Consider the following 16,954-nt stretch of genomic DNA (forward strand, 5'->3'; position numbering starts at 1 on the left):
CGCCTTCTTTGAGGATGTTGATAATTTGGCTTTCAGTAAAACGTGTCTTTTTCATGTGATTCTCCATTTGGTTTAGTGTAAATGGAAAACTCTATTTAAAACATTCTGATTTTAAGGGAGGGTTACAGTGGAACAACTGCAATTAGCATTTATGTTGGTAGTGATATGGGCGGAGGTTATGCGCGAGGTGTTGGAAACTATATGGCCGAGATGAATGCTAAAGCTGCGATAGGAAATAAGCGCAAATACAATATGCTGCTGGATAATTGTCATCAGTTTTCGGCTGGCTGCATAACTGGAAATTTTGAAAATAGCAATAATTTCCTTTGGATGCTCAAAGACCTAGCAGAAAAGGAATACGTATTTAAGTCTTGGCGAGTTTGGGACTATGATGATTAGCAGTCATTATTAGGCTGCGCTAGTACATAATATTAGGTTTAGCGCTTAAACAGCATCAAGTTGAGAGTGAAACTGAGACTATTGGCTATTAAGCGCTGCAAGTCTCAAAGGAATATCAAAATCAAATGTTAAAACCTATCAATTTAGTTGGTGAGCAAAAGAAAGTGCTTACGCTTAATCATGAAGGCCCTATACAGATAAAAGGCGCTGCTGGTAGCGGTAAAACCACAGTTGCCGTTTATCGAGCATGCCATCTCATGGACACCTATCAAGACCTCTTTGAGCCAGGTAAAGTGGCCATTTTTACGTTTAACAAGTCACTTGCGGGTTATCTAGATGATTTGACAATGAGAATGGATGGCAGCAGCTCTCGTGGTTTAACCGTAATCAATTTTCACAGCTGGGCATACCGTTTCCTCGAAAGACACGGCGTAACGATGCGAGACCGAGTGCTTGTAAGTTGGAAAGCAAAAAAAATAATAGAGCAGATCGTACCTAAGCTTAAAACCTCTAAACCTGATTTTGCACGTATCCTTAGTAAAAGCACTGACTTTTACATGGATGAAATTGCTTGGTTAAAAGGAAAAGTAATTTTAACACTAGACGAATACCTCGCAACTGCGCGAAGCGGCCGAGGAACATCTGATCGTGTAACAGCTAAAGATAAAGAGGTTCTTTGGGATGTATTTATTCAATATAAGAAAGAGTTAACCTCAAGCAATAAATGCGATTTTGATGATTTTGCCTTGATGTGTCTTGATGTTATCAAAAAACAAGGTAGTTCTTTTCATCCACCATTCACTCACGTCGTTATTGATGAGGCGCAAGACCTCTCTAAAGCACAGGTTTCAGTTCTTTCTCAGATTGTATCTTCAGCAACCAGCAGTATAACGATTATTGCGGATGCTGCGCAGCGAATTTATAAAAGTGGTTTTGTTTGGAAAGAAGTGGGGTTAAATGTAACAGGTGCAAGGACGATAGAGTTTAAGAAAAACTATCGCAACACAGAGGCCATTGCTCGTGCGGCTTTATCTTTGTTGGCCCATGACAGCGATTCTGAAGACTTTACTCAAGTAGAGGTGAACCAACGCGAGGGTGATAAGCCCAAAATCATCACAGCAGCTTCACAGCAAAATGAATACGCCTATGTAGTTGAAGCGGTTAAGGCGATTCAAGCGAAAAGCAATGATACGATCTGTATTTTACACCGCACCAATCAAGGCGTGAACAATTGGAGTGGCCTACTTGAATCACAAGGAGTAAGTACATCCGTAATTAATGGAAGCGGTAAAATTGACTTTTCGGGCAATAGTGTAAAATTAGCTACGATGCAGTCAGTTAAAGGCTTGGAGTTTGATCATATGTTTATCTGCTCATTATATGATGCCAACTTACCTATTGCGGCTGGGTTTAGCGATGAGGATGATGATCTTCACATCACAACAGAGCGCCGCCTGCTTTATACTTGCATGACTCGGGCAACACAAACACTAACGCTAAGCTATTGCGGGACAGCTTCTCGCTATCTAAAAGAAATTGATAAAGAGCTAGTGGAAAAAGTATCTGCATGAGTCTCTTAGATATTATACAAAAGCGTGACTTGGCATCGCTGTATCATTTCACGACTATCGAAAATTATATGAGTATTTTAGAGCGAGGATTTATCTATTCTCGCGTTAAAATGGACCAGCTAAAGATTGAGAATGATGGTTATTTTACCGGGGATTATACTGAAAGTATCGATCAACAGCGGTTGGATGGGCTTCGTGATTATATCAATTTAAGCTTATCCCGCCCTAACTGGTATTTATTACGCCGTTATAAGGAAAGGCCAGATTTATCGAACTACCAATGGTGTATTCTTGAGTTAGACATCTCCCCTTTATTGCTCGATTCAACTCTTTATTCTGTATGCAATGCTGCGTCATATGCGGCTAAGCAGTACGGGGTTAAGTCTGGTGTTGAAGGGCTAGAAGCACTATTTCAAAATAATATTCAGGGATCACAAGCAAGCTATTCCCGCCATAATCTACCGAAACACTATACAACAGATATACAAGCTGAGGTTTTAGTAAAAGACCAGATTGCTATTGATTTGATAAAGCAAAGTTACTTGCCTACAGGTGTTGATGTTATACGTAATCAAAGTGCTTTCAAAATGCTTGGGCTTGGTACCCCAAGGTTTACTGCCAACCCTGAGATATTCCAAAGCCCAATGCTTAAATAGATATTGATATAAGAAAGCTTAAATCCAACTTTGTTGAACAGGGATGGAGGACGATGGGTCGTCGTCTATAACCAACTGACGATAGTACGCAGAATCCTCCAAGGCTTTTTCTAGTTGGCCACACTGAGTTAATGCTACATAAAGTGCAACAGATCGCGCTTGGCAGTTAAAGCTCTTAGCTGGATTAAACTCAATATCAGTAAAAGCATCATACTCCAATATCGCTTGTGTTAATTCTGGGTTGCGATGTAAGGCATTGATGTATATCCAATCGTAGAATAGGGTTTTAGGTTCTATTGGCCAAATTTCGTCTCGGCTACGAAAACCTGTTAAATTTCCCGACTCTTTAAGCCGTGGATCTCGCTTTGCTTCAAGTGGGCTCACCTCCAACAGATCTCGAAAAGGTCCCCCTCGCTCAAAAATTTTGGCAGATTGAAATACATTCTCAAGCGCTACACTTGGCTTTTGTTTGCGCTGAATCATAAGGTTGAACGCACTTAATGCAACACCAAGTGCGGCCTCACTTTTAGAGGAAATTTCCAGCGGCCGCTTGCCAATGTTTTTGGCAACAATAACTTGGTGCAGTTCAGCTATCGACTTTTGCTTTTGGGATACTGCAAAGCCGGCATGCCATTGAAAGTCGAGCATGTGTTCACAAATAAAAGGCGCTAAATTTGAAGGGGTAAACGCTGGTCTTTTCGCCATCATTATATCCTTATCGGTTAGGGAGGCCTAGAAAGGCACATTCGGCGCTTTGTGCTAGTTGCAAAAAATGCTTGAGGAAATCAAAGTTGTCCGAAGTATAGCGAATGTGGGTGATACTTGGTTGGATCATGATGGTCTCATCGGAGCGGAATTAACGTAATTTTATTCATTAAAATGGTTACGAACAGGCAAGTAGGCTAACAGGCTTACTTTGCGTGAAGCAGTGATAAAACACAATTAGATTTAGCCAATTTATGAATCAGAAGTGCCAAGCCCTCGACTTATAGTTGGCTGCTATTGCTACCAAACTGCTGGTGGAAGTACCGGAAAAATGGCGTGCAAAAGGTTACCGTTACCACTATGCCTACGAAAAGGTCTGTATGGAGTGCATGTGATGAACCTTGGTCTCATTAATCATTGCTAATGATGTTGCGCTTGGTGTTTATTTACTTTAAACGCTCGTCCACCTTGTATCGAACCAATTAATATTAAGGTGATGTATGCGGAAGTTGAAGTGCCGCTTAACGGTTTAGCTGGCTCAGTTACTACAAATATAACCCCTTTAATTTTTGTAAGTTTAAGTAGCTTTATTTCACCTAGCATCTGCCATTGGCTGTATTTTTGCGCGAAAAAGTGATCATAAAAAGTGATCACTTTTTTTGAGAGCTCTGCTTTTTGATCACTTTCATGGATAAGATACTAGCCTCTTTTATGTGTAAGAGTTTGAATTTAATTGGTTATCGCTAGTGTGGACATCATCTGATATGGACGTTCAAGCGAAGTGATCAAAAAAAAGATGAAACGGTTAACAATTCCTTAACATTGTTTGTAGTAAAAGCACGGCATTTGTATGAGGCTTGAGTGGTAGCTGAAAGTCGTTATGACGCAAGCATCAATGCACGGCTGAAACTGTAGCTTGTTGTATTTACTGGTTTCCCATCTTTGGTTTCATTTTTAGCTAAATAGCTAAGCCTAAAAAATGCGGCCTGAATGCTTTGCAAATTACTTCGTATGACCATGTAGCTAGGGTTATCAGGAAAGTACACATTAATATCAACCAGTAACTCTTGTGCTTGTCGTGCAAACTCGAAGCACTTTTTCGTTCTATTGGCTTTTTGGCCATTGAGTAATACAAAGCAATGATAATGAGTTCTGTTGTTTTCATGGCCTTGCTCTCTCACCCAGCCGTAACCAATTTGTGATTTATAATAATTACTTAGGTGATTCTTGAGGTGTTTAAAATATTTAGCGACAAGTTTATTGTCAGGCGGCACGTCATAAAGTGAAAGGTCAAAGCGGATCATTAATACTTTAGAGAATTTACTAAGGTAGCTGGTGAGGCATTTATAGGTGCGAGAAAGTAATTTTTGATTGTATCCATGTTTAAAGGTCATCACTTTCCACACCAAACCATCAAAGACAACCTCCTCAGAGCTTGGCATAGGATCTATCATTTTTTGAGGTTGCTGCCGCTTACTTCCATACATAATAATATTTAAAAACCTAGTTATTTTTAGTCGACGATTTTAGTTAACTGCCCAGCAGTACTGGCATTAAGCGCAGTTGTGTTCGATTTTTGCGCGGCACAATGTGGCTTTAATAGCCCAAGTTGTTTCATTTACGCGCTAAAAAATGGGCAGGAATGTGCCCATGCAGATCTGATAGCTGCGTTATTGCCGCGCCCAATCTTCTAAATCGGATAAATAAACGTACCAGTGATTATGGATTTTATACGCCTTAGGGGCATCGACTCCTTGTTGTAGCCATGTGCGAATGGTTTTAGGGCTGCGGTTGAAATAGGTAGCGAGCTGGCTAACTGTCAGTACTGGTTTGACTTGGTGTTGACTGGCTACACGCTGACATAGAGGCATAGCGTATTTTTTGCTGGTGGCTTTCGTCATTGGGCTACTCCTTATTACCAAGTTCAACCACAGGGCGAGAGCGTACCCAAGCAAGTATCTCGCTGAGTCTCCAACCAATGGCATCGCTACCAAGCTCGATATGTTTTGGAAATAACCCCTGTCGTTCAAGTTGGAAGGCGTGTGAGCGACTAACAGCGGTAAGAAACTGGCGTTGTGTTTCTCTAATAATGGGGTCTGCAACCTCGTTGATATCTTCAACTTGAAATAGGCTATTCATTGGTCTCTCCTTGGCTTCAGTTATCTAATTTGGGCTGATAGCGTGATTGTCGATAACTTGTAGGCGAGAACGAAATTTTCGGGAGTTTTAGCTATTTTGAGGGAGGGAGTGTTGTAAAAAGTATTGCTGGTGGCGCTTACCACCAGCGTTTGTGAGGTAGGGTTAGCCACGGTGTTTATCTGGACGTAAGTGCATGAGTTGATCAGGCCGCCAACCTAGAGTGCGATTATTTCTCATCACAGGGTGAGGCAATACATTCGCTTTGACTCGGCGATACAAAGTCGTTCGACTGATACTTAACAGGGAGCAAACTTCACTGATACTTACCAACGTAGGTAAAACCATGTCGGTTTGTGGTTTGGCCTTAATAGCAAACTGACTATGCATTTCGCATCACTCCTTTGCTTCCGTCGGGCTAATGACAACCTCTCTCGCTGCAATCCAATCGAGTAACTCCGACAGTAACCAAGCGACTGAACGATTTGAGATACGGCGACGACGAGGAAACTCACCAAGGCGCTCAAGTTGAAAAGCTTGGGCTTTACTTATGCCAGTAATGAGCTGCCTTTCTTTTTCTTTGACTAAGCGGTCAAACACCAAATCATTGGCAGCTTGAATATCAATGCTGGTCAAATCTATGTGTTTCATTTGTCTTACCTCGGTTTCAATTGCATTACAGAGGCTGCCATTGTGATAAAGGATTTTCAGGACGTGAAATTTTCGGGAGTTTTAGCTCATGGGGCATTATTGGTCGGATAAATATGACCGCATGAAATATTTTGGGGGGCAAGGAAAGGCTGTAAGAGTGGGGTCAACAAACCAACGGGGGTACATATGGGGGTACATAACCAACAAAAAGGGCTTATTGAGTGATCAATAAGCCCTTTTAAATCAATTCATTAAGAATGATTGATTAGTTCATGCCGTATTTCTTTAATTTCTTACGCAGGGTTCCGCGGTTGATGCCCAGCATGTTCGCTGCGCGAGTCTGGTTACCACGAGTGTGCTGCATAATGATGTCCAGCAGAGGGGCTTCGACTTCACAAAGCACCATTTCATAAACTTCTTGTGCTTCCTGACCGTCCAACTGAGCGAAGAAGTTGCTTACTGCGCGCTTTACAGCGTCACGTAACAACTGTGGCTTGATGGTGCCGTTAGCGGTTTCAATTTTACCAACGGTAAGCTGATGAACTTCAGTGTGAGTTGTCTGATCAAACATTCGTATTCTGCTCTTTATTAATTTTGCACTAATTCGTCAAAAAATTTTTTAACAAGGGAAGCTTGTTCCATTGGCGTTTCTAGCTGATTAAAGTCAGCGCGAAATTGCCGCTCGGAATCGCCATCCAGATACCAGCCCATGTGTTTTCTGGCAAAACGGACACCTTTGTATTCGCCATATAACTCATATAATTTGGACAAGTGTTCCAACATTACCTGCCGTTTCTCATCGAGTGAGATTGGCGCTAGCTCGCTCCCTGTATCCAGGTAGTGTTGAATTTCTCTGAAAATCCAGGGTTTCCCCTGAGCTCCCCGGCCTATCATCACGGCGTCGGCACCGGTGTAATCCAGCACATGGCGGGCTTCTGCCGGTGTCCTAATGTCGCCATTTGCGATAATAGGTATCGTGATTGATTGTTTTATCGCCTTGATAGTGTCGTATTCGGCATGACCCTTATACATGCATTGTCGTGTTCGGCCGTGTACGGCGAGCGCAGCAATGCCACTGTCTTGCGCTATTTGGGCAATTTGAACACCATTTTTATGTTCAGGGTCCCACCCCGTGCGAATTTTCAGTGTCACTGGCACATCGACTGCATTAACCACCGCTGTGAGAATCGCTTCTACTAGCGCTGGGCTCTGCATTAATGCTGAACCAGCAAACTTCTTATTCACTTTTTTGGCTGGGCAGCCCATATTGATGTCGATGATATGCGCGCCTTGTTCAACATTGAACTGGGCGGCCATCGCCATCATGTGTGGATCTGCACCGGCAATTTGTACTGAGCGTATGCCCTCTTCACCAGAGTGTGTCATACGCTGGCGGCTTTTGGCCGTATCCCAGACTTCTGGATTAGCCAACAGCATTTCCGATACCGCCATGGCTGCGCCATAACGGAGACAGAGATTTCTAAAGGCTTGATCGGTGACTCCCGCCATTGGGGCCACGATCAGCTGATTAGTCAGTTGATAGGGTCCAATTTGCATTGTTTAATCACCTTGCGCTTCAAAGGGGCGCTATAGTACGACTTTTTCCCCGCAGAGGAAAGGTTAATAAATGACCTGAGCACAACTTTTTTGCTTGACATTTAATTGTCAGAAGCCAATACCACTGCGGGATAGCGTTGCTTTAGCGTTATTTACGTACACCTGTCAAGCGTGTCCAGTCTTCTTTGTGAACCGCTTCATCCATGTCAAACCACTGGCTGTAGCACTGACTAATTTCTTCGGCTTGTTCACGCAGTAATCCAGAAAGCGCTAATACCCCACCGTGGCGAACTTTCTCGGCAATCAGTGGCGCCAGTTCGCGCAGAGGGCCAGCAAGGATGTTGGCAACTAAGACATCGGCCATTAAGCCCTCGGGCTGATCTTCAGGCAGATATAAGGCCAGTTGTTCGGCGACACCATTGCGTTCAGCATTGGCTTTTGAGGCGTCAATGGCTTGGTAGTCGATATCAACGCCGGTGACCTCTTTCGCGCCAAGCTTTAAGGCGGCGACGGCTAAAATCCCTGAACCACAACCAAAGTCGATCACGTCTTTGTCATGCAGTTGTAAGCTATCTAGCCACTCTAAACACAGTGCAGTCGTGGGGTGGGTACCGGTGCCAAAGGCTAAGCCGGGATCTAAAATGACGTTGACGGCGTTTTCGTCAGGCACTTCGCGCCAGCTTGGGCAAATCCATAAGCGCTCGCCAAATTGGATTGGGTGGAAGTTATCCATCCATTCACGCACCCAATCCTTGTCTTCAATTTGCTCAACTTTATGGGCAAAGTTGTCATCGAGATAAGGTAAGGTCTTAAGCATGTCTATGATGGGCGCAAGATCCATTGCAGCATCAAATAAGGCGATAACGACCGTATCGCTCCACAGTGGGGTTTCACCCAGCTTAGGTTCAAAAATCGGCTCATCCTGACCATCTTCAAAAGTGATGGAGACAGAACCTAGCTCCATAAGTAAATCACTGAGTAATTCGGCTTCTTGTTTGCCGGTGTGGATGCGCAGTTGGATCCAAGCCATATTGTGTGCCCCTGTGGCGAGTCATTTGACGAAAACCTCTATTCTAATACAAACCTGGGGTGACAGGCGACAAATGCCGCGTTATTGAGGTCAAGCTAAGGCTGGCTGGTGGCGGGGTTGGCCGCAAAATGTAATTTAACTACATGAAACGATTGGGCTTGCTGTGCCTACTTTTGCGGGGTTTGTGATCTCGCTTGAAAAATTGATATCGATGTTGCGCTGGATGTCACGGAATGGCCTGAAAAGTGACTGTGATGCCTCTCGGGCTGATATGGTTTTTTCACCCTACTAATATGTGTGATAAAAGCACAAAAAAATCCTATGAAGCTCTTTTCTCTCTATCGCAATGCTCCGCCAGATCGCCATTACCGGTTGTCGGCCATGGCAGATAAATGGCAAAGCATCAGTGGCGCCATCCTCGCTCTATTTTTACTGGCTCATCTACATTTTGAGTCGAGTATTTTGTTTGGTAAAGCCGCCTTTTATCAGGTAGTTCAGGCGCTTGAAGGTGGCTGGTTTAGTGCCGATGGTCACGGATATCCGTGGACGACTCAAGTGATCTCGGCGCTGATGCTGGCGGTCTTGGTGATCCACGGGGCCACGGCTCTGCGGCGTTTCCCGGTGCAACTCGGTCAGTGGCGCGCTTTGCGTCAACATCAACAAGTCATCAAGCACAGTGACAGCCGTTTATGGTTTTGGCAGTTGGTGACCGGTTTTGGTTTATTTTTCGTGGTACCCATGCATCTTATCACCATGCTGATTGATCCGAGCATTGGCCCCCATCTGTCGGCGGAGCGGGTTTATCATGATGGCGTGTGGCTGTTGTATATCATCTTGTTGCCTATGGTGGTGATCCACGCTGTCTTGGGTTTATACCGGTTATTGCTCAAATGGTTGGCTTGTCAGTCGCGGCGTCTATTAAGAACGCTCGCCTTTGTGTTGATTGGTTATCTGTTGGTGTTGGGATTGGCCAGTTTATATGAATACCTGACTATCGGTTCCAGTTTAAGCTTGCCAGTGACCCCGTATCGTTTGCCATAAGCCCATGAGTTCATTAAAGGTGTAACAGTGAAAATTATTTATACAGATGCCCTGGTCGTTGGTGCTGGGCTCGCAGGTTTGCGGGTGGCTATTGCCGCTAAAGAGCGTGGCTTAGCAACCTTAGTGTTATCGTTAATTCCGGCCAAGCGTTCCCATTCGGCGGCGGCTCAAGGTGGCATGCAAGCCAGTCTTGGTAATGCGGTTAAAGGCATGGGCGATGACGAAGATGTGCATTTTCAAGACACGGTGAAAGGCTCTGATTGGGGCTGCGATCAGAATGTCGCGCGGATGTTTGCCCATTGCGCGCCTAAAGCGGTGCGGGAATTAGCCCATTGGGGCGTTCCGTGGACCCGAGTGACGCAAGGGCCTAGAGAAGTGATCGTTAACGCTGAAAAAGTGACCCTGCAGGAAGCCGAGGCCGCCCATGGCTTAATTAATGCGCGTGATTTTGGTGGCACCAAAAAATGGCGTACCTGTTATACGGCCGATGGTACAGGACATTCGTTGCTGTATGCCATGGATAACAAGGCGATTTCGCTCAATATCCCAGTGCACGAGCGCATCGAAGCGTTAAGTCTTATCCATGATGGCCAGCGCTGCCATGGTGTGATTGCTCGCTGTTTGATCACTGGGGAATTACGGGCCTATGTGGCTAAGGCAACCACGATTGCCACTGGCGGCTATGGTCGTCTTTATGAAGTCTCCACCAATGCGATTATTTGTGAGGGGATTGGTCAGGCGTTGGTGCTCAATACTGGCGTTGCTACCTTAGGCAATATGGAAGCGGTACAGTTTCATCCGACGGCCATTGTGCCGGTAGGCATTTTAACCACGGAAGGGTGTCGTGGTGATGGCGGCTTGCTGCGTGATAAAGACGGTCACCGCTTTATGCCAGATTATGAGCCTGAGAAAAAAGAACTGGCCAGCCGCGATGTGGTTTCTCGGCGCATGACTGAGCATATACGCAAAGGTAAAGGGGTGGATAGCCCTTATGGGCCTCACTTGTGGCTCGATATCACCTTGTTAGGGCGCAAGCATATTGAAACCAACTTACGCGAAGTACAGGAAATCTGTGAAAACTTCTTAGGCATAGATCCTGCCATAGACTGGATCCCTGTGCGACCGACGCAACATTACTCCATGGGGGGCATTCGCACCGATGCTACCGGTCAAAGCCCGCAACTCCAAGGCCTGTTTAGTGTTGGTGAAGCCGCGTGTTGGGATATGCATGGCTTTAATCGTCTGGGCGGCAATTCACTGGCGGAGACGGTCGTTGGTGGCATGATTATCGGTAAATATGTGGCCGATTTTTGTGAGCAGCATAGCCTCGATATCAACACGCAGCTTATCAGCCAGTTTGGCCAAGCCTTGCAGGCCGAAATTGATGAATTGATTGAGGGACAAGGGCAAGAGAATGTCTTTACGATCAAAGCTGAAATGCAGCGGATCATGATGGATTATGTCGGCATTTTCCGCAACGGCCCTGAGCTAGATAAGGCCGTGGCCGAATTGAAGGTGCTGTTAATGCGGGCGCGCCAGTTGGGCTTACGTTGCAAAAAGCGTCATGCCAATCCTGAATTGGTGGAGGCATTGCGTCTGAAGCGTATGCTCAAAGTTGCGTTAACCGTCGCGTGTGGCGCCGCGGCTCGCACCGAGAGTCGTGGTGCACATGCCCGTGAAGATTTTCCGCAGCGCAATGATCGTGATTGGTTAAAACGCACCTTGGCTACTTGGCCAGATGCCGATGCGTTAACGCCTGAGCTCAGCTATGAGACCTTGGACGTGATGGCAATGGAGTTACCCCCAGGTTACCGCGGCTATGGCATTGATAACGCGATTGCTCACCCAGACACGGCTATGCGTGAGCAGCAGATAAGCGATATTCTGCGCGAGCTAGGTGAGGGTGCCAGCCGCGAGCAGCAACAGCAGGCGATCATGCCGTTTGAATTACCCCCAAGCTTAATCCCAGCAAATCAACGTTTAAGTGATACCTTGGCGGCTCCGAGTGCAGAGGCCAAAGGCGAAACATCTATTGGAGAACCAGCACAATGAGTCAAGGGCGTACCTTAACATTTGAGATTTTTCGTTATGATCCTCAGGACAGTAACGACAAGCCAAAAATGGTGCAATACCAGTTGCCAGAAACCCCTGGCATGACGGTATTTATTGCGCTCAATCGGTTAAGAGAAGAGCAAGACAGTTCATTGCAGTTTGATTTTGTGTGCCGCGCTGGGATTTGTGGTAGCTGCGCCATGGTGATTAACGGGTTGCCGACGTTAGCTTGTCGCACCTTAACCGCTAAGTTTGCGAGTGGTCATATTCGGTTAATGCCGCTACCTGGTTTTGAATTGATTGGCGATCTCTCGGTCAATACCGGCAAGTTTATGCGCCAATTGGCTGAACGCTTGCAACTCTGGTTGCAACCTAAGGTGAGCGATCCTGATATCCATGTGCTTGAAGCGCCGATGGATCCCGCCGAAGCTGCCAAACTCTATGAGCTGGAGCGATGTGTGGAATGCGGGGTGTGCGTATCGGCTTGCGCGACCAAACAAATGCGTGACACCTTTGTTGGGGCGGTAGGTTTAATGAAGATTGCACGGTTCGAGCTAGATAGCCGTGATAGCCGCACTGCCGATGATTTTTATCATGTGATTGGTAACCAAGATGGGGTGTTTGGTTGTATGACCTTGCTCGGTTGCCAAGATACCTGCCCTAAAGATTTACCTCATATGCAGCAGATTGCTTATTTGCGTCGTAAGATGGTGGCAAGCATCTAGTTGTTTCACCAACAAAAAAGCCACTCAATCGAGTGGCTTTTTTATGATGGGTTCACCCAGATTAAGACTTAGCGCGTTTCATCGCGGTAAAGAATTCGTCATTGGTTTTGGTCATCGCCAGCTTGTCGATTAAGAATTCCATGGCACTGACTTCATCCATTGGGTTCAAAATCTTACGCAAGATCCACATCTTCTGTAATTCGTCAGCTGTGGTCAGCTTCTCTTCACGACGGGTACCACTACGATTGAAGTCAATGGCAGGGAATACGCGTTTTTCAGCCGCTTTACGAGACAGGTGTAACTCTTGGTTACCGGTACCTTTAAATTCTTCGTAGATCACTTCGTCCATCTTAGAACCTGTGTCTACCAGAGCAGTAGCGATAATCGTCAAGCTGCCGCCATGTTCGATGTTACGTGCGGCACCAAAGAAGCGCTTTGGACGGTGCAGGGCGTTAGCATCAACACCACCGGTCAGTACCTTGCCTGACGAAGGAATGACAGTGTTGTAAGCACGAGCCAGACGCGTGATCGAATCTAGCAGGATAACCACGTCTTTTTTGTGTTCAACTAAACGCTTGGCTTTTTCAATGACCATTTCGGCCACTTGGACGTGACGGCTGGCTGGCTCATCGAAGGTCGACGCAATAACTTCGCCTTTCACTAGGCGTTGCATCTCGGTCACTTCTTCTGGGCGCTCATCGATTAACAGCACCATCAATACCACTTCAGGATTGTTGTAGCTGATAGACTGAGCGATATTTTGCAGCAACATCGTTTTACCGGCTTTTGGCGGTGCCACGATCAAACCACGTTGACCTTTACCGGTCGGTGAGCATAAATCTAAAATTCGGGCCGTAATATCTTCAGTCGAACCATTACCGCGCTCCATGCGAATGCGTTCTTCTGCATGCAGTGGCGTTAAGTTTTCAAAGAGGATTTTATTGCGGGAGTTTTCAGGCTTGTCGAAGTTGACTTCATTGACTTTCAGCAGTGCGAAATAACGTTCGCCTTCTTTCGGTGGTCGGATTTTACCAAAAATGGTATCACCGGTACGCATATTGAAGCGGCGAATTTGGCTTGGAGAAACATAAATGTCATCTGGGCCAGCGAGATATGAGCCGTCTGAGCTGCGCAGGAAACCGAAGCCGTCTTGCAGGATTTCAAGTACACCACCACCGAAAATATCTTCACCACTTTTGGCATGGGCTTTCAGGATAGAGAAAATGATATCTTGCTTACGAGCACGAGCCATATTCTCGAGGTTCATGCTATCAGCTAAGGAGACTAATTCGGAAATCGACGTATTTTTTAATTCAGTTAAATTCATCTTGATGGGTCTTGTTGTACGCGACAGAGCTTACCGCGCTCAATCTGGTTCGAGTGTAAGTAATGAGTATGATTGAACAGCGAGAGGTGGAAATCAGTAATCTGGTTATTAAAGTAGCACTATCGCGTTGCATCGTCCAGATATTTGCGAGCATGGCGACACAAATTTTTCAATTATTTGCATCGCCAAGTCTATTATCGGCGGTTTTGTGATCATCACCGCCAATCAGGATTAAATTTGCGCGTCAATAAACTCTTTTAATTGAGTTTTCGACAAGGCGCCAACTTTGGTCGCGACCAGCTCGCCGGCTTTAAATAACAGCAAGGTTGGGATGCCACGCACACCGTATTTCGCCGGTGACACGTTGTTTTGGTCAACGTTCAGTTTACCAATAACTAATTTACCTTCGTACTCGCCAGCCACATCGTCAAGGATGGGAGCGATCATTTTACAAGGACCACACCACTCCGCCCAGAAGTCGACCAGAATAGGTAATTCTGACTTTAATACGTCATTTTCAAAGCTGTCATCGCTCAGGGTAATAATTTTATCGCTCATGATATTCTCCAGTTTGGTGGCCATTGCTGGTTTGTTAATGGCTTACGCTGTATATTGGGGGCAAATTACGGCTTTTCAAGTGACCGTTTTTACTTGCCGCTATTTCAAACGATCGAGTATCTTATTGCAACCCCAACTGGTAAGCTGCCGCTATGAGCGAAACACATTTATCTACACAAAAATTTGCCGATTTGCCTTTGCACCCAAAAGTGCTGGAAGCGCTAAATGAAAACGGCTTCGAATTTTGTACGCCAATTCAGGCAATGTCCTTACCTATATTGCTTAATCATCATGACCTTGCAGGCCAAGCTCAAACAGGTACTGGCAAGACGATGGCGTTCCTGGTGGCCACATTTAACCACCTACTGACCACGGCCGATACCGAAGGTCGTCAAACCAATCAACCCCGTGCCATCATCATGGCACCTACCCGTGAGCTGGCAATTCAAATTGCCAAAGATGCCAATTTATTAAGCAAGCATACCGGATTAAAAACGGCCATTATTTATGGCGGTGAAGGTTATGATGCGCAATTGAACGTGCTGAACAAGGGTGTCGATGTCTTAATTGGTACCACAGGTCGTATCATTGATTTTGTGCGCCAAGGGGTCATTAATTTAAGTGCAATCCAGGCCGTGGTATTGGATGAAGCCGATCGTATGTTCGATTTAGGCTTTATTAAGGACATTCGTTTCTTATTTAGACGCATGCCTGATGCCAATACTCGCTTAAATATGTTGTTCTCAGCCACCTTGTCGATGAAGGTGCAAGAGCTGGCATATGATCATATGAATGATCCGCAGAAAGTGGAGATTGCGCCACTGGAGAAGACCTCTAAAAATATTAAAGAGGAAATCTTCTACCCGTCGATGAAAGATAAAAGTCGCCTGTTACTGAGCTTAATCGAAGAAGATTGGCCAGAAAAAGCCATTGTGTTTGCTAACACCAAACATATGTGCGAAAAACTGTGGGCGGCGTTAGAAGGCGACGGTCATCGCGTGGGTCTGTTAACCGGTGATGTGCCGCAAAAGAAACGTTTGCGTATCTTGGAGCAATTTACCAAGGGTGAGATGGACTTATTAGTGGCCACCGATGTTGCCGCTCGTGGTCTGCATATTTCTGATGTGTCTCACGTCTATAACTATGATTTACCTGATGATTGCGAAGATTACGTTCACCGTATTGGTCGCACCGGTCGCGCCGGTCAAAAAGGGGTTTCTGTCAGCTTTGCCTGTGAAGAATATGCCTTGAATTTACCTGCGATTGAAGAATATATTGGTCATCAAATTCCGGTAAGTGAATACGATAACGACGCCTTGCTAGACGATATTGCGCCGCCGGTGGCGATTCATCGCAAGCATCCGGCCCCAAGAAATACTCGGGATCGTGGCGGTGCACCGCGCGCTGGTGCTGCGCGTAATCGTAATACACAATCCCGTCAACGTAGGGCCTAAACACTGTATGCGAGTCGAGTTATACGCTGCTATTACTTTGGGATCTAATAGTTTCAATATGTTAGTTGCCCGTACCCGCGGTCATCGACCGCAGGTGATTGCAAAATATAAACGTAAAGTGCGCTTGGCCGAAGGGGTCAATGACGGCTGTCTCAACGATGAAGTCATGCAGCGTGGTCTCGACTGTCTTGCCATGTTTGGCGATATGCTTGAATACCATAAAGTCCCACCGGCTAATGTGGCGGTGGTGGCGACAGCCACCTTACGCACCATCGCCAATGCTGATGAATTTAGTGAGAAAGCTCAGCCATTACTTGGGCACCCGATTGAGGTGATATCCGGTATGCGCGAGGCTGAGCTGATTTATCAAGGCATGGTCGCCAACACTAAAGGCTCTGGTCGCCGCCTCGTGCTCGATATCGGGGGTGCCAGCACCGAATTCATTGTCGGTGAAGGCCAAGAGGTGTTATTTAAAGGCAGTGTCGGTTTCGGTTGTGTCACCTTTACTCGTCGCTTCTTTGCCGATGCCCCTTATCAATTACAAGATTTTGAACAGGCCGCGGCGGCGGTTGACACGATTCTTGGCAATGATAAGCGCCTGCTGAAGCAATTGGGCTGGCATGGTGTGGTTGGCGCGTCGGGCTCAGTCCAATCTGTGATTGAGTTATTAGCCCATCGTGAAGTGCCTCAATTGATCACCCTTGAGGTGCTTAAGGGCTTACAGCAAGAAATTTTAGCCGCTGACGATGCCTCCTTAGGCCATATTGTCGGTTTGAATCCCGAGCGGGCGCCGACATTTGCCGCGGGTGTTGCCATCTTATTGGCGCTGTTTAACAGCCTTGGCTTGGAGAAGTTGCACTTGTCGGGCGGGGCGTTGCGCGAAGGCGTATTGCAGCTGTTGGCAGATCGCTTGCTCGAAGACTAATCGCTAGAGTGATGAACATTTAAAAGCCAGCGTGTAAGCTGGCTTAATTAGATGGTCCGCCTCACCCCTAAGCTAAGCTTAGGGTTAGGCAAACAAAGAGGCGAACCATCATGTCTACTATTAAAGTAATTGGGATCGATTTAGGCAAATCTTCTTTTCATCTTGTT

General features: G+C 46.0%; 19 protein-coding genes. 8 read left to right on the forward strand and 11 right to left on the reverse strand.

Translation table 11 applies throughout. The features are described from left to right. The first annotated feature begins 201 nt into the window (after positions 1–201). From KU855_RS17040 to KU855_RS17050, 3 genes are all read left to right on the forward strand, one after another. Positions 202–399 (forward strand): hypothetical protein, encoded by a 198-nt coding sequence (locus tag KU855_RS17040; protein WP_218531950.1) that lies wholly within the window; start codon positions 202–204, stop codon positions 397–399. A 125-nt stretch (positions 400–524) separates the two neighbouring features. Beyond that, the gene (locus tag KU855_RS17045; protein ID WP_218531951.1) at positions 525–1,970 is read left to right on the forward strand and encodes a DEAD/DEAH box helicase; all 1,446 of its coding nucleotides are present in this window, start codon (positions 525–527) and stop codon (positions 1,968–1,970) included. Further along, a complete protein-coding gene (locus tag KU855_RS17050; protein ID WP_218531954.1) occupies positions 1,967–2,626 on the forward strand; it encodes a DarT ssDNA thymidine ADP-ribosyltransferase family protein in 660 nt (219 codons plus the stop codon). Before KU855_RS17045 ends, KU855_RS17050 begins: the two co-directional genes overlap by 4 nt. 18 nt (positions 2,627–2,644) lie before the next feature. Here the strand turns inward: KU855_RS17050 and KU855_RS17055 are convergent, their stop codons facing one another. The 9 genes from KU855_RS17055 to prmA all read right to left on the reverse strand — a co-directional run bounded on the left by KU855_RS17055 (position 2,645) and on the right by prmA (position 8,705). After that, positions 2,645–3,334: a hypothetical protein gene (locus tag KU855_RS17055; RefSeq protein WP_218531956.1), complete on the reverse strand. Its 690-nt coding sequence runs from the start codon at positions 3,332–3,334 to the stop codon at positions 2,645–2,647. 875 nt (positions 3,335–4,209) lie between these two features. After that, complete coding sequence (locus KU855_RS17060; protein WP_218531958.1) at positions 4,210–4,773, reverse strand: inovirus-type Gp2 protein; 564 nt, start codon at positions 4,771–4,773, stop codon at positions 4,210–4,212. A gap of 228 nt (positions 4,774–5,001) precedes the next feature. Further along, positions 5,002–5,232, reverse strand: a complete 231-nt coding sequence (locus KU855_RS17065) for a helix-turn-helix domain-containing protein (RefSeq protein WP_218531960.1) — start codon at positions 5,230–5,232, stop codon at positions 5,002–5,004. A 4-nt stretch (positions 5,233–5,236) separates the two neighbouring features. Continuing rightward, positions 5,237–5,470 carry an AlpA family transcriptional regulator gene (locus tag KU855_RS17070; protein ID WP_218531962.1) on the reverse strand — a complete coding sequence of 78 codons (234 nt, stop codon included), beginning with the start codon at positions 5,468–5,470 and terminating at the stop codon, positions 5,237–5,239. Between the two features lie 162 nt (positions 5,471–5,632). Further along, positions 5,633–5,857: an AlpA family transcriptional regulator gene (locus KU855_RS17075; RefSeq protein WP_218531964.1), complete on the reverse strand. Its 225-nt coding sequence runs from the start codon at positions 5,855–5,857 to the stop codon at positions 5,633–5,635. A 6-nt stretch (positions 5,858–5,863) separates the two neighbouring features. Beyond that, positions 5,864–6,118, reverse strand: coding sequence for an AlpA family phage regulatory protein (locus KU855_RS17080; RefSeq protein ID WP_218531967.1), 255 nt, complete (start codon positions 6,116–6,118; stop codon positions 5,864–5,866). Positions 6,119–6,383: 265 nt separating this feature from the next. Further along, positions 6,384–6,689 carry a DNA-binding transcriptional regulator Fis gene (gene fis, locus KU855_RS17085; RefSeq protein WP_140933867.1) on the reverse strand — a complete coding sequence of 102 codons (306 nt, stop codon included), beginning with the start codon at positions 6,687–6,689 and terminating at the stop codon, positions 6,384–6,386. Positions 6,690–6,706: 17 nt separating this feature from the next. Next, entirely contained in the window at positions 6,707–7,675 is a 969-nt protein-coding gene (dusB, locus tag KU855_RS17090) for a tRNA dihydrouridine synthase DusB (protein WP_218531969.1), read from the reverse strand. A gap of 148 nt (positions 7,676–7,823) precedes the next feature. Continuing rightward, a complete protein-coding gene (gene prmA, locus KU855_RS17095; protein WP_218531976.1) occupies positions 7,824–8,705 on the reverse strand; it encodes a 50S ribosomal protein L11 methyltransferase in 882 nt (293 codons plus the stop codon). 321 nt (positions 8,706–9,026) lie between these two features. Between prmA and KU855_RS17100 the strand changes: the two genes are divergently transcribed. Genes KU855_RS17100 through KU855_RS17110 form a run of 3 tightly spaced genes read left to right on the forward strand, consistent with a single transcriptional unit; the run spans position 9,027 to position 12,523 of the window. Continuing rightward, on the forward strand, positions 9,027–9,746 hold the full coding sequence (locus tag KU855_RS17100; RefSeq protein WP_218531977.1) for a fumarate reductase cytochrome b subunit: 720 nt from the start codon (positions 9,027–9,029) through the stop codon (positions 9,744–9,746). A gap of 27 nt (positions 9,747–9,773) precedes the next feature. Further along, positions 9,774–11,798, forward strand: coding sequence for a fumarate reductase flavoprotein subunit (locus tag KU855_RS17105; RefSeq protein WP_218531978.1), 2,025 nt, complete (start codon positions 9,774–9,776; stop codon positions 11,796–11,798). Next, entirely contained in the window at positions 11,795–12,523 is a 729-nt protein-coding gene (locus tag KU855_RS17110; RefSeq protein ID WP_218531980.1) for a fumarate reductase iron-sulfur subunit, read from the forward strand. The genes KU855_RS17105 and KU855_RS17110 overlap by 4 nt, the downstream gene beginning before the upstream one ends. Positions 12,524–12,584: 61 nt before the next feature. Here KU855_RS17110 and rho read toward each other — a convergent pair whose 3' ends face one another. After that, a complete protein-coding gene (gene rho, locus KU855_RS17115) occupies positions 12,585–13,850 on the reverse strand; it encodes a transcription termination factor Rho (RefSeq protein WP_218531989.1) in 1,266 nt (421 codons plus the stop codon). A gap of 231 nt (positions 13,851–14,081) precedes the next feature. Beyond that, positions 14,082–14,408, reverse strand: coding sequence for a thioredoxin TrxA (trxA, locus tag KU855_RS17120; protein WP_218531990.1), 327 nt, complete (start codon positions 14,406–14,408; stop codon positions 14,082–14,084). A 152-nt stretch (positions 14,409–14,560) separates the two neighbouring features. Between trxA and rhlB the strand changes: the two genes are divergently transcribed. Both rhlB and KU855_RS17130 read left to right on the forward strand, forming a co-directional pair. After that, positions 14,561–15,862, forward strand: a complete 1,302-nt coding sequence (gene rhlB / locus KU855_RS17125; protein ID WP_218531992.1) for an ATP-dependent RNA helicase RhlB — start codon at positions 14,561–14,563, stop codon at positions 15,860–15,862. Between the two features lie 7 nt (positions 15,863–15,869). Continuing rightward, positions 15,870–16,787 (forward strand): exopolyphosphatase, encoded by a 918-nt coding sequence (locus tag KU855_RS17130; RefSeq protein WP_218531994.1) that lies wholly within the window; start codon positions 15,870–15,872, stop codon positions 16,785–16,787. The last annotated feature ends 167 nt before the right edge of the window (positions 16,788–16,954 follow it).

Source organism: Shewanella sp. NIFS-20-20 (genome assembly GCF_019209865.1).
In the GTDB taxonomy this organism is placed as follows: Bacteria; Pseudomonadota; Gammaproteobacteria; order Enterobacterales; family Shewanellaceae; genus Shewanella.

Coding starts and splice junctions, on each gene's coding strand:
- KU855_RS17040 (WP_218531950.1), top strand. CDS start 202: ATGGCCGAGATGAATGCTAAAGCTGCGATAGGAAATAAGCGCAAATAC.
- KU855_RS17045 (WP_218531951.1), top strand. CDS start 525: ATGTTAAAACCTATCAATTTAGTTGGTGAGCAAAAGAAAGTGCTTACG.
- KU855_RS17050 (WP_218531954.1), top strand. CDS start 1,967: ATGAGTCTCTTAGATATTATACAAAAGCGTGACTTGGCATCGCTGTAT.
- KU855_RS17055 (WP_218531956.1), bottom strand. CDS start 3,334: ATGATGGCGAAAAGACCAGCGTTTACCCCTTCAAATTTAGCGCCTTTT.
- KU855_RS17060 (WP_218531958.1), bottom strand. CDS start 4,773: ATGCCAAGCTCTGAGGAGGTTGTCTTTGATGGTTTGGTGTGGAAAGTG.
- KU855_RS17065 (WP_218531960.1), bottom strand. CDS start 5,232: ATGACGAAAGCCACCAGCAAAAAATACGCTATGCCTCTATGTCAGCGT.
- KU855_RS17070 (WP_218531962.1), bottom strand. CDS start 5,470: ATGAATAGCCTATTTCAAGTTGAAGATATCAACGAGGTTGCAGACCCC.
- KU855_RS17075 (WP_218531964.1), bottom strand. CDS start 5,857: ATGCATAGTCAGTTTGCTATTAAGGCCAAACCACAAACCGACATGGTT.
- KU855_RS17080 (WP_218531967.1), bottom strand. CDS start 6,118: ATGAAACACATAGATTTGACCAGCATTGATATTCAAGCTGCCAATGAT.
- fis (WP_140933867.1), bottom strand. CDS start 6,689: ATGTTTGATCAGACAACTCACACTGAAGTTCATCAGCTTACCGTTGGT.
- dusB (WP_218531969.1), bottom strand. CDS start 7,675: ATGCAAATTGGACCCTATCAACTGACTAATCAGCTGATCGTGGCCCCA.
- prmA (WP_218531976.1), bottom strand. CDS start 8,705: ATGGCTTGGATCCAACTGCGCATCCACACCGGCAAACAAGAAGCCGAA.
- KU855_RS17100 (WP_218531977.1), top strand. CDS start 9,027: ATGAAGCTCTTTTCTCTCTATCGCAATGCTCCGCCAGATCGCCATTAC.
- KU855_RS17110 (WP_218531980.1), top strand. CDS start 11,795: ATGAGTCAAGGGCGTACCTTAACATTTGAGATTTTTCGTTATGATCCT.
- rho (WP_218531989.1), bottom strand. CDS start 13,850: ATGAATTTAACTGAATTAAAAAATACGTCGATTTCCGAATTAGTCTCC.
- trxA (WP_218531990.1), bottom strand. CDS start 14,408: ATGAGCGATAAAATTATTACCCTGAGCGATGACAGCTTTGAAAATGAC.
- rhlB (WP_218531992.1), top strand. CDS start 14,561: ATGAGCGAAACACATTTATCTACACAAAAATTTGCCGATTTGCCTTTG.
- KU855_RS17130 (WP_218531994.1), top strand. CDS start 15,870: ATGCGAGTCGAGTTATACGCTGCTATTACTTTGGGATCTAATAGTTTC.